11 protein-coding genes are annotated in these 11188 nt (G+C 50.1%); all 11 read right to left on the reverse strand.

Going from position 1 to position 11188, the window contains the following annotated elements; translation table 11 throughout:
• Window positions 1-7: 7 nt before the first annotated feature.
• The gene (gene uvrB / locus IT415_03735) at window positions 8-2005 is read right to left on the reverse strand and encodes an excinuclease ABC subunit UvrB (GenBank protein ID MCC7543786.1); all 1998 of its coding nucleotides are present in this window, start codon (window positions 2003-2005) and stop codon (window positions 8-10) included.
• A gap of 73 nt (window positions 2006-2078) precedes the next feature.
• Window positions 2079-2822: a peptidoglycan-binding protein gene (locus tag IT415_03740; GenBank protein MCC7543787.1), complete on the reverse strand. Its 744-nt coding sequence runs from the start codon at window positions 2820-2822 to the stop codon at window positions 2079-2081.
• A 211-nt stretch (window positions 2823-3033) separates the two neighbouring features.
• The gene (locus IT415_03745) at window positions 3034-4500 is read right to left on the reverse strand and encodes a hypothetical protein (protein MCC7543788.1); all 1467 of its coding nucleotides are present in this window, start codon (window positions 4498-4500) and stop codon (window positions 3034-3036) included.
• A gap of 30 nt (window positions 4501-4530) precedes the next feature.
• The gene (locus tag IT415_03750; GenBank protein MCC7543789.1) at window positions 4531-5232 is read right to left on the reverse strand and encodes a CHAP domain-containing protein; all 702 of its coding nucleotides are present in this window, start codon (window positions 5230-5232) and stop codon (window positions 4531-4533) included.
• Between the two features lie 61 nt (window positions 5233-5293).
• Window positions 5294-5542 carry a glutathione S-transferase N-terminal domain-containing protein gene (locus IT415_03755; GenBank protein ID MCC7543790.1) on the reverse strand — a complete coding sequence of 83 codons (249 nt, stop codon included), beginning with the start codon at window positions 5540-5542 and terminating at the stop codon, window positions 5294-5296.
• Between the two features lie 81 nt (window positions 5543-5623).
• On the reverse strand, window positions 5624-6640 hold the full coding sequence (locus IT415_03760) for an FAD-dependent oxidoreductase (GenBank protein ID MCC7543791.1): 1017 nt from the start codon (window positions 6638-6640) through the stop codon (window positions 5624-5626).
• A 56-nt stretch (window positions 6641-6696) separates the two neighbouring features.
• Complete coding sequence (locus IT415_03765) at window positions 6697-7713, reverse strand: carbohydrate kinase family protein (protein ID MCC7543792.1); 1017 nt, start codon at window positions 7711-7713, stop codon at window positions 6697-6699.
• Window positions 7710-8696 carry a carbohydrate kinase family protein gene (locus IT415_03770; GenBank protein MCC7543793.1) on the reverse strand — a complete coding sequence of 329 codons (987 nt, stop codon included), beginning with the start codon at window positions 8694-8696 and terminating at the stop codon, window positions 7710-7712. The genes IT415_03765 and IT415_03770 overlap by 4 nt, the downstream gene beginning before the upstream one ends.
• Window positions 8697-8698: 2 nt before the next feature.
• Window positions 8699-9691 carry a transketolase family protein gene (locus IT415_03775; GenBank protein MCC7543794.1) on the reverse strand — a complete coding sequence of 331 codons (993 nt, stop codon included), beginning with the start codon at window positions 9689-9691 and terminating at the stop codon, window positions 8699-8701.
• Window positions 9684-10565, reverse strand: coding sequence for a transketolase (locus IT415_03780; GenBank protein MCC7543795.1), 882 nt, complete (start codon window positions 10563-10565; stop codon window positions 9684-9686). Before IT415_03780 ends, IT415_03775 begins: the two co-directional genes overlap by 8 nt.
• A 53-nt stretch (window positions 10566-10618) precedes the next feature.
• Window positions 10619-11188, reverse strand: a 570-nt coding sequence (locus IT415_03785) for a hypothetical protein (protein ID MCC7543796.1), incomplete at its 5' end; no start/stop codon positions are given.

Here is an 11188-nt window from a genome sequence, read left to right on the forward strand (position 1 = left end):
GTCTTACCTACTTCTTGCCGATCTTTTTGCCAGCCTGAAAGTCACGGATATCAGCAAGCTGATCACGCAATTCGGCTGCCTTCTCAAACTGCAAATTTGCAGCCGCGAGATCCATCTGCTCAGTAAGCTGCTTAACCAGGTGTCGCAATTCATCTTTTGGTATCTTATCGAGCTGCAGTTCGGACACATCAGCCAATTCGGCCTCTCGCTCCTCTGCCATACGCTCGGCAATTGCTTTCTGAATGCCTTGGGGTGTAATACCGTGCGCTTCATTGTAGGCCCGCTGCTTCCCACGACGGCGATTCGTCTCGTCGATCGCCGCCTTCATCGAGCTCGTAATCGTATCGGCATACATAATCACCTTCCCTTCAACATGACGGGCGGCACGACCGATGGTCTGGATGAGCGAGCTCTCACTACGCAAGAAACCTTCCTTATCAGCATCAATTATTGCCACCAGTGACACCTCCGGAAGATCCAGTCCTTCACGCAAGAGATTAATCCCCACGAGCACGTCATACACTCCGAGCCGCAAATCACGCAATATATCCGTTCGTTCAAGCGTATTCACGTCACTATGCAAGTATTGCACCCTGATACCAATATCCTGCAAGTACTCCGTCAGATCCTCGGCCATGCGTTTAGTAAGTGTTGTCACGAGAGCTCGTTGGCCTTTTTGAATTCGTACACGTACTTCGGCGATGAGATCATCAACTTGATGTTCAGCTGGGCACACTTCAATCTCGGGGTCAAGCAGACCAGTTGGTCGAATGATTTGCTCTGCGATATGGTCACCCGACTCCGAAAGTTCATACTCTGATGGTGTGGCCGAGACATACACAACTTGATTGATGTGACGATCAAATTCTTCAAAACGAAGCGGTCGATTATCCAATGCCGAAGGCAAGCGAAACCCGTATTGCACTAATATCTCTTTGCGTGCGCGATCACCATTGTACATCCCCCGCACCTGCGGGACAGTAATATGCGACTCGTCGATGAGCATCAAGAAATCATCTGGGAAATAGTCGAGGAGTGTCGCTGGCTGCTCTCCTGGTTCGCGATTCGTCAGATAGCGTGAGTAGTTCTCGATCCCCTTCACATACCCCGTCTGATCGAGAATCTCGCAATCATATTTAATGCGCTGCTCAAGCCTCTGGGCTTCGAGGTGCATTTCTTGTGATTTAAACCAAGCGATGCGTTCGGTTGCTTCTGCTTGAATGAGATCAATTGCATGCTTTATCTGATCCTTGGGAGCCACGTGGTGTTTTGCCGGGAATATCGTGATTGCATTCGGGCGCTCGAGCACTTCGCCGGTGAGCGGAGCGAGCTTGGCAATCGACTCAACCTCATCACCAAAGAACTGTATGCGATACGCCTCCTCACCATCCGCCGGGAATACATCGACGTATTCACCTCGAACTCGAAATGTGCCACGCACAAAGTTCTGATCATTGCGCGTGTACTGAATGTCCGTCATGAGTCGCAAAAATTTATCACGCCTCTTGATTTCACCAACGCTTACGGATATAGACATATTCTGGAAGTCATCTACCGAGCCGATGCCGTAAATACAGCTCACAGACGCAATAATAATCACATCCTTGCGCGTGAGGAGCGATCTAGTGGCGGCCAAGCGCAACCGATCAATCTCTTCGCTGATCGCCGAATCTTTCTCGATATACGTATCACTGCGAGGGATGTAGGCTTCTGGCTGATAGTAGTCGAAGTAGCTCACGAAATAATGTACCGCATTATCAGGGAAAAATTCCTTAAACTCGCCGTAAAGCTGGGCCGCCAGCGTCTTATTGTGCGAGAGAATGAGCGTCGGCTTATTACGCTTGGCGATCAGATTTGCCATAGTAAAGGTTTTACCTGAGCCGGTCACTCCGAGGAGCGTTTGCTCACGCACGCCCGCCTCTATACCTGAAGCTAGCTTGGCTATTGCATCCGGCTGGTCGCCAGAAGGCTGATATTTTGAGCGCAAATTGAATGCCATTATCAATCAATTATACGCTATTTGTTCGCATACTTAAAACCGCCCCGAAGGGCGGTCTCAAGCTACCTAGCGATATTTCTTACTGTTTTCGTGCAGGGTTTGACCCAAACATACTATTCCATGTCTGAGGACCCACAACGCCATCTTGAGCGAGTCCAGCTTTTTGTTGATACACCTTTACTGCATTGGCGGTATCCTGTCCATATACTCCATCAACTCCACTTGAGCCGATATTGTAGCCTAGATTTTTTAGCTGTTGTTGAATCAAGCTAACACAAGGACCCTGATTGCCTATTCCGAAAGCGTTCAGGCCACCACAAAGGCCTACTGGGGTCGGCGCTACTGGAGGTGCTGACTGCGTTGGTTCAAGCGTTGGAGCTGGCTTAGCTCCAGGAGGTGGGGTGTTATTCACCGGTGCACCAGACCACTCTCGCACGAGCTTATACACTATAGCGCCGCCGTTTGCACTGGTCGAAAACTTAATTTCTTGATTCGTAAGGTTTCCTGCTTGACCATTGACAGTAACTTGATCTACGGGCACACAGCGTACTCTTGCTGTCGAACTTGGACTATCGGTACCACTCCTTGTAGCAGAGGTACCTGCCGTGGTGTTCTTCCATTCCAGTGTCCAATTAGTCTGCCCTGTGCCGATAAACTTGACCTGGAAGCAATATCGAACTGTAATCCCGGCCTGCACCTTATCGGTAAACGTGATGCTGGACTTCCCGGAGCTTACCCAAGCCCGCGTACCATTCTCTTTAACTTGCATACTCCCACCGCTAATCGTTGCTGAGCTTGCGGGCTTATAACAGTTGGTAGCCATGTTCGGTCCCGCACAAAGAACCTCATTAGCGGCAGAACTTAATCGAACTAGGAGATACCCAAGCGCGAGTGCAAATACTACTATAACTATCGCAATTATTTTTTTATCAACTTTTCTCCTAGAGCTAGATAGTACACCTTTGGCAATATTTGCTTTAGGGTTTGTTTTTTTTGTGACTGCTTTTTTCGCAGGCATATGACAATTCCTTGTTTTAATGATGCTTGCGTTTATTATATAAGCGTTTTCTCAGTTTGGTCAAACCGCTTATGCTTAGGGCAATTACTGCTCCCCACACCACCCAGTCACCAGTCAATGAATAGGGCGTAATCTGCGTATTTGTAGCCACCGACCCGTGTATCAACTTATACCCCCGCTGAGTTACACCATCCACAAAGGTCCCATTACTATCGATTATGTAACTAAACCCGCCTCGAGCAGACTGAATAAATGGCCGAGCGTTTGCAACGGCATGCAAGCGCGCCATTTGGCGAGCCTCAATATGATACAGATCTGAAATACCCATCGTATCTAGCGATGCCGAGTTGGTCAAAATCGTAGCCCCGCGCATCGTCATACCGCGATATAACTCCGGCACAAATGCCCCGCTGCATGCCAACCCACCATACGACTCACCATTAAGGGCGTAGGGCATCTCATGCTCCTCGCCGTGCTCCACGCTTTTCTGATCCTGGAAGTGAAGCAGCAATTGCTCTTGGCCTGCATACGCCAGCACCACCTGATATATGTATGGCACGTATTCACCGCCGGGAACAGAAAACCATTTCTTCTGTTCAAACGCTGCGCCACCATCGGCCCGGTGGTATGTGACGAGATTATAGCCTAAGCCTGTCGTCCGCTGTTGCACACTATCGATCACAACGCCATTCGGATCTTTCAAGACACGAGTTACTGCGGCAGTATCCTGCTCGGCCTTGTTTTCCCATAGATGCGAGTACTCTGGTAAAATAATTGCATCTAGGCTTTTTTCTGGAAGGCTACCGAGCATCTCGGCAGTAGAAGTTGAGAAGGCCTCTGGGCTAAATTCATTGGCAAACTGCACCGCCGCTACATTTCGCGACTGACCGATCGGCTTCGCGTAGAGCACCCATCCCGCGAAGGCAACCACAATAGATATACCCAGCACGGCAGCTGGTTCGATCCATCGCTTGAAGCGCACACTGCGAATAATCGCGACGACAAAAAATGCCACCGCGAGACTCAAGAGGTACAATCCACCCCATCGAGCAATATAGACCAGGGGAGTATATACAATCCAATACCCAGCATTCCCAAAAGTCCAGAATGAACCGATCCTCCCGCCAGGACCTAGCGATACAACAGAAAATAAAACCGCTCGAAAGAACTCCGCAGCCACCCAAGCAAATGGTATGAGCCACCATCGCTTATCGTAAATCGATAGCTTCAGCGTACGAACGAGCCATACAAAAAAAACGTACCCGAGCGCAAAACTAGCCACCATAATCATTGCCGCTGTCGCTGCGACAATCTTCGTTGCGACACCGGTCGCGATTTCGGCAGTACGCAGTGTAAACATCCAGGAGATGACGTAGCCAAAGTATGCCGACCCAATCAGAAATGCTATCCAATATGGATGTTTGTGACACCAATTGGCCAAGCCTACTACTAATTTTGTTAGACCCTTGCGAATTTTCACCATTCCCTAGAGTAGCACAACCGTATTACTGAATTAACACTTGTAGCCACCCTGACTACAAGGTATGAATGCCTCCGCCTGACCAAATCCGAGAATATTTACTGTTCGAGAATCGGTATAAGTCCTCTCAACTACTCTATCTACCCCCGAGCCAGGCCCTTGATTATTGGTAATATTAGTGTTGCCCTCTATAGTTCTCAGCATAAAACCATTGGAATTCCAATAATAACCAAGAACTATCGCGACATGACTACGCTCTTCTCCAAATACCACTACATCACCAGCCTTAGCTTGATATCCACCATTCTTCTGTGCCGGGAAAAATTTCCTCTTCGCCTCAAATAAAGACTTCACGCTGACGCCTGGCTTCCACGCAAGTGGCACACGACCATCATTATCTAATCTCATCGGGTATCCAGCTTTTTTATACACCCAACTTACAAAATACGCGCACCAGGCATCTCTTACATTGCCCGTATAATCTAAGACGCTAGCGTCCCATTCTGCATGCCCGATTTGCGAATATGCAATCTTAGTGATTGTACTCCTACCATATGGCGAATCGGCTTGACTCATCCGGGCATATACACCACCAGTAACAACAAGCAACAAAATTACACCGAGTGCAATGAAACGCCGAGCGTTAGTTATCTGAAACCGCCCAGTTTTTATTGAAGTCCCTGTCCTTGATTTAGGGCTTGTTTTACGCCGTTGTTTACCATGTATTGTGGTCACGAATATATCTCAATTAACTGCTATAAGCATAACAATCAAATATGAGAATTACAATGTAGTCTTAAGCAGTAACGGTATCGAGCTTGGCCTTATCGAAGCCAACAATAATAGTGCCCTTGTAGTCCGTCACTGGCACACCCATCTGACCGGACTTATCGATCATTTCTTGAGCCTTTGAAGCATCTGCAAGTACGTCGATGGTCTCATAGTCGATGCCCTTATCCTCAAGATACGCCTTGACGTTCTTACAAAAAACGCAAGTTGGCGTTGTATAAACGATCACTTTATCAGATTTCTTTTCTTCAGTCATAGTTGCCCTCTCAATAATTACTTAACAAGTTTACTAAATATCATGCCGCTATGTCTAGTGTGTTTGAAGTAACATATGACGCTACGGACGCGCAGCCAGCCACATCGCGCACTGGATCGCGGCCTTGCTCCCCTCGCCTGCCGCCACGATAATCTGCTTCTCAAGCACATCGGTCACATCACCGGCAGCAAAGATACCTGGTACCGAGCTCATATTCTGCTTATCTATGACAATCTCACCCAGCTCATTCAGCTTCACTAGCCCCTGCACACAGTCGGTCGAAGGGATCGAACCAATTTCGATAAACACACCATCAACCATGAGCTGCTTCTCAAGCCCAGTCTGATCATCTTTTACTACGACTGAGCGCACTAATGTATCACCTTCGATTTTCGTTAGACTTGCATGATTCATAACACGAATATGCGGGGAAGCCATTACTTTCTCGATCATCACCTCATCACCTGTCAGGTTATCGGTATTATTCACAATCGTAATCCCTTTGGCGAGCTTCTCGATAGACAGTGCTGCGTCCAGTGCAGAGTTACCTCCACCCACGATTACGACGGCTTTATTCTTAAAAAGCGGTCCATCGCACCAAGCGCAATACGTTACTCCTTTATTGAGTAATTCTTCCTCTCCTGGCACCCCAAGCTTCTTCGGTGTCTTTCCGCTGGCGATTATCACCGACCGACTTGTCTCCTGAGTGCCGTCCGCCATAGTTACAACAAAGCCAGTATTTACCTTCGTGACCGAGCGAATGCCCTCTCGCAATAGCCGCAAGGTAATGTCGTCTTTGAATTCCGCCAAATGGTCTTGGAAATGCTTCGTAAGTTCAGCGCCTGAAATCATCGTAAAGCCAAGATAGTTCTCTACATCGCTCGACCACGCCGCTTGTCCACCAAGATCTTTGGTGAGCATTAAGGTCTTGAGTTTCTTACGAGCGAGATAAATTGCAGCAGTCAAGCCCGCCGGACCACCACCAATTACAACCACATCGTACTTGGCTGGCACTGCTTCTCTCGCATGCAGTGACTGACTAACCAGCTGATCGGTCGTCTGTACTTTCGGCAACGATGTATCTATTGTAGTTTCCACAATTCGCCCATTACATAAGCAGTATAGCGCGCTTATGTTCAATCAGCCAACTTAACCTACGGCCTATACTCCTTTGGTTCATAGTCGTGCGGAGCTTGGGCGAGTAGCTTATTCAACTTGGCGCGCGATAATAACCCGGCCTGCGCACCTATCTCCTGCACCACACTCATCGAGTTGATTGGCCCCCATTTCATCGCTTCACGAATATCGCCAGTCGTTATAAGTCCGGCTACAAAGGTACTCGTGTAGGCATCACCAGCGCCAGTTCGCTCATACGGCGGCTTCGGATCTGGGTAATTGCGCATCGCCAAGACTTGATTACCGTCAGAGGCATAGCTCCCATTTGGCCCATCGGTAATTGCTACGATCTTGGGACCGTATTTGTGAATCGCTTCTACTAGTACGCGAATATTTCGTTCGCCCGGCTTCTCAGTCATCATCTGCGCCTCCTCGACATTGACCGCGAAAACTTCAGTATGCGCATAGAGTTGCTTCAGTTTCTCAAACCCTAATCGCATCTGAAATGTACCCGGCTGAAAAGCAAGCTTGACCTCGGGATGCTTGATCAGATATTCAGCTATCTCGGCGTGCATGTGCGCTCCCGATTCAGCAAAGGAGCTTAAGTAGATCCACTTCGGTGTATCCTCTTCTGGAATGCGCGGCCACTTGTAGTCATAGTCTTCGTGCTTAATAAGAATTGTACGATCAGGCTCATACCAGAGCACAAAGTGATAATTACTCGCCTTCCCTCGATTCACCTTCATGTACTGGGTTTGCACATCATTCTTGCGCAGGGCGACTAACATCCCGCGACCAATATCATCATCACCGATGTTCGACATGAGCGAGCTCTTCAGCCCCAGACGCGACAACGAAACCGCCGCATTTGCACTATTGCCCACCCCTTCGATCACCGTCATCGACTCAAACGGAATTTTCGAGCCATACGTCATGCACAAGAGCGGATGCTTGTCCTTTGGATCCTTATCAATTTCGGCCTCTTGTGGAAGCAGCTTAATAAACGGCTCACTCACGACATCGCCCACGCACAATACATCAATCCTGTGGCTCATGATACGGGTTCTCCTTCAAAAATACTTACGTTTATATCCATCATATCAACTTCTAGATTGCGAAGCACCCCAGCTCGCGCACCAAGGTAGCCAATCACACTCGTAGCATTGGCGCTCGCGAAGCTCATCGCTTCTTGCATTGATTTGCCGCGCGCAATGGCAGCAATCAGGCCTGCGCCATAGGCGTCACCTGCGCCAGTTCGGTCGACAACCGCGCTCTTCTTATAAAGCGGCGCATGATACAGATAGCTCCCATCAAGTACCCAGCTCCCACGGGCACCCTCAGTAATGACGATGGTGTGCAAGCCAGCTCGACGCGCCACCTTCATACAACGCTTCACACCCACCACCTGGAAGAGGAGCTCCGCCTCATCTTGATTGAGGATCACCACATCTGCCTGCTTGAGGATCCGCAGTAATCGAGTGCGCTTACTAATTTCTAGATTGCCAGGGCTGACTGCAATGCGTGAGCCCTGCAAAGCAGATTGCTTGACGATATCGGCCAGAATATCGATCGAGCCCGCGAGTGAAGTGACATATACCCACGCACAATCTACCTTAGCCTGCTCGACAAACGCCTTCGTATACTCATAACCCGCACCGCGGTGAGTCAGCATCGAGTCCTCGCCATTCGGACCTTTGAGTACAATCGTAATGCCAGTCTGATGCGTCTTATCTACATACAATCGATTAATGATCCCCTCCGCATCCAGCGCATGTATGATCTGTTGAGCTGCGCCATCAGCACCTACTTTTGCAAGGCAAGCTACCCGGCTCCCTGTCCGCGCAAAAGTTACTGCGGCATTCATCGCGCCACCCCCGACGTCATTGCCGATATCGGGGATATCAATTTTCATAGCAGCTGGGAGCCGTAAAAATGGCTGGCGATCAAGAATGACCGGTGCAAATTCGTTCGAAACCAAGAACACATCATTGACGGCCCCTCCGACAGTCAAAACATCCAGACTACTCGACTTCTCCATACTTACTTCGTGTGGGCTCGTTTATATGCGGTATGTGCAGCGGTAGCGATATCTGCGGCAAGCAAACCATAATGCTCCCACAGTTCAGTAATTGTCCCCGACTGCCCAAACACATCGCGCACGCCGATACGCTGCAATGCAGCTGGTGCATGCTCACCGATGAGCTCTGCGATCACCCCACCGAGACCGCCAGTAATCTGAGCCTCCTCGACCGTCACCACTGCACGCGTTTTTTTGATGCTCTTCACCAGCGTGTCGACATCGAGCGGTTTAATGCTCGGGCTATTAATAAGCTCAACTTCGAGATCATTTTTAGCAAGTAGCTCGCAAGCTTTGATAGCCTCATATGCGAGCGGACCCGCAACAATGATCGTCACATCCTTCCCCTCGCGCCAGACTTGTGCCTTGCCAATCTCAAACGGCGAATCCGTGCTCGTAACTATCGGTGTTTTCTCACGTGCTAGGCGCAAGTAGGCTGGCTGTTTGGTCTTCGCTATCGCGAGTGTCGCCTTGCGTGCTTCGTGCTCATCACACGGCACGATTACTGTCATATTCGGCAGCGATCGCATCAGGGCAATATCCTCAAGCATCTGGTGTGTGGCGCCATCGTGGCCAACCGATAACCCAGCGTGCGAGCCAACTACTTTCACTGGCTGCTCGTTTAAGCACGCCGTTGTACGAATCTGTTCCCAATTTCTCCCCGGCGAAAATGCAGCATACGAGCTAGTAAATGGTATAAAACCTTCGGCCGCCAAGCCTGCCGCAACGGTGACGAGATTTTGTTCAGCAACCCCGACTTCAAAGTACCGGTCTGGATACGCCTTTGCGAAGCTTTCCATTTGTGTCGACTCCGTCAAATCCGCACAGAGCGCAACCACGCGCTCATCAAGCTCACCCGCTTGTTTCAAGCCTTCACCAAACCCCTTGCGGGTCGGCGTTTGCGTAATCGTCTCGCTAAATAATTCCTTCGATAGATGCTCGGCGTACTTACTCATGCTCTCCTCGTATTCTGCCACGCAGAGTGCGCAACTCATGCAGTGCTTCGTCTGCCTGTTTGGCTTTTGGCGGATCACCTGGTACATCTTTCGTACCTGGCGGCATGCCGTGCCAGACAGGGTCTCGCTCCATATAGTCGACCCCCTTACCTGGAATCGTATGAGCGATAATCGCCACCGGGCGCTCAAAAATTGCCTTGGCTTCACCACACGCCGTTACGATTTGTTCGATATTGTGCCCATCGATCTCGATGACGTGCCAGCCAAAAGCTTGCCATTTCATCGACAGCGGCTCAAGCGGCATCACTTGCTCGGTGAAGCCGTCGATCTGAATGTTATTGCGATCTATGATGGCGGTAATATTACCGAGCTTGCGCGCACCAGCAAACATCGCCGCCTCCCAGACATTCCCTTCATCAAGCTCACCGTCCCCCATACAAACATAGATGTGGCTCGAGGTATTATCCTTAAGCTTCAACCCAAGCGCCATGCCTGCAGCTTGCGAGAGACCACTACCAAGCGGTCCGGAGGTATGCTCGAGTCCTGGCAAGCGTGTGCGCTCAGGATGTCCTTGCAGCCGCGAGCCAAACTTTCGGAGTGTCTTGAGCTCTGACTTTGAGAAATAGCCAGCTTCGGCCATGGCAGCGTAACGAACTGGCACGATATGCCCATTCGAGAGTAGTAGTCGATCACGCTCTTCCCAGTATGGCTGCTTTGGGTTATGGTTGAGCACCTCAAAATAAAGCGCCGTAAATACGTCTGCCATCCCAAGCGAACCAGCTGAATGCCCAGACCCTGCTGCTACCAGCATCTGAATGATATCTTGCCGAATTGTATTTGCTTTAAGCTCGAGCTCTTTGACTGAGTGCTTCATCGAAGTACATTATACCGCTTCTGGTTATATGGGGGTAGTCGATATTTCAATTGTTAGTATATAAGGAGGTCAGGTCTTTCAGCCACTATTTTAGCCTTCTCGGCAGACGTCAGACTGCTGAGATTGAGGCCACCACCCACGCTCTGTGGGAGCTGTAAGCCCTCGGCAGACGTCAGACTGTAGAGATTGAGGTTGCCACCCACGCTCTGTGGGAGCTGTAAGCCCTCGGCAGACGTCAGACTGCCGAGATAGAGGCCACCACCCACGCTCTGTGGGAGCTGTAAGCCCTCGGCAGAGGTCAGACTGCCGAGATTGAGGCCACCACCCACACTCTGTGGGAGCTGTAAGTCCTCGGCAGAGGTCAGACTGTCGAGATTGAGGTCACCACCCACACTCTGTGGGAGCTGTAAGCCCTCGGCAGAGGTCAGACTGTGGAGATCGAGGTCACCACCCACACTCTGTGGGAGCTGTAAGCCCTCGGCAGACGTCAGACTGCCGAGATAGAGGCCACCACCCACGCTCTGTGGGAGCTGTAAGCCCTCGGCAGAGGTCAGACTGTCGAGATCGAGGTGACCATGGTGAAATACAATAGGGTTTTCTGGCGTTCCAGACAGTGCCTCTTC

The sequence above is a fragment of the bacterium genome (assembly GCA_020854115.1).
Classification (GTDB): Bacteria; Patescibacteriota; Saccharimonadia; order CAILAD01.

What these genes read in the sequence shown, in the direction of transcription:
- IT415_03740 (MCC7543787.1), bottom strand. Translation starts at nt 2,822, where the DNA reads ATGGCTACCAACTGTTATAAGCCCGCAAGCTCAGCAACGATTAGCGGT.
- IT415_03745 (MCC7543788.1), bottom strand. Translation starts at nt 4,500, where the DNA reads ATGGTGAAAATTCGCAAGGGTCTAACAAAATTAGTAGTAGGCTTGGCC.
- IT415_03755 (MCC7543790.1), bottom strand. Translation starts at nt 5,542, where the DNA reads ATGACTGAAGAAAAGAAATCTGATAAAGTGATCGTTTATACAACGCCA.
- IT415_03765 (MCC7543792.1), bottom strand. Translation starts at nt 7,713, where the DNA reads ATGAGCCACAGGATTGATGTATTGTGCGTGGGCGATGTCGTGAGTGAG.
- IT415_03770 (MCC7543793.1), bottom strand. Translation starts at nt 8,696, where the DNA reads ATGGAGAAGTCGAGTAGTCTGGATGTTTTGACTGTCGGAGGGGCCGTC.
- IT415_03775 (MCC7543794.1), bottom strand. Translation starts at nt 9,691, where the DNA reads ATGAGTAAGTACGCCGAGCATCTATCGAAGGAATTATTTAGCGAGACG.
- IT415_03780 (MCC7543795.1), bottom strand. Translation starts at nt 10,565, where the DNA reads ATGAAGCACTCAGTCAAAGAGCTCGAGCTTAAAGCAAATACAATTCGG.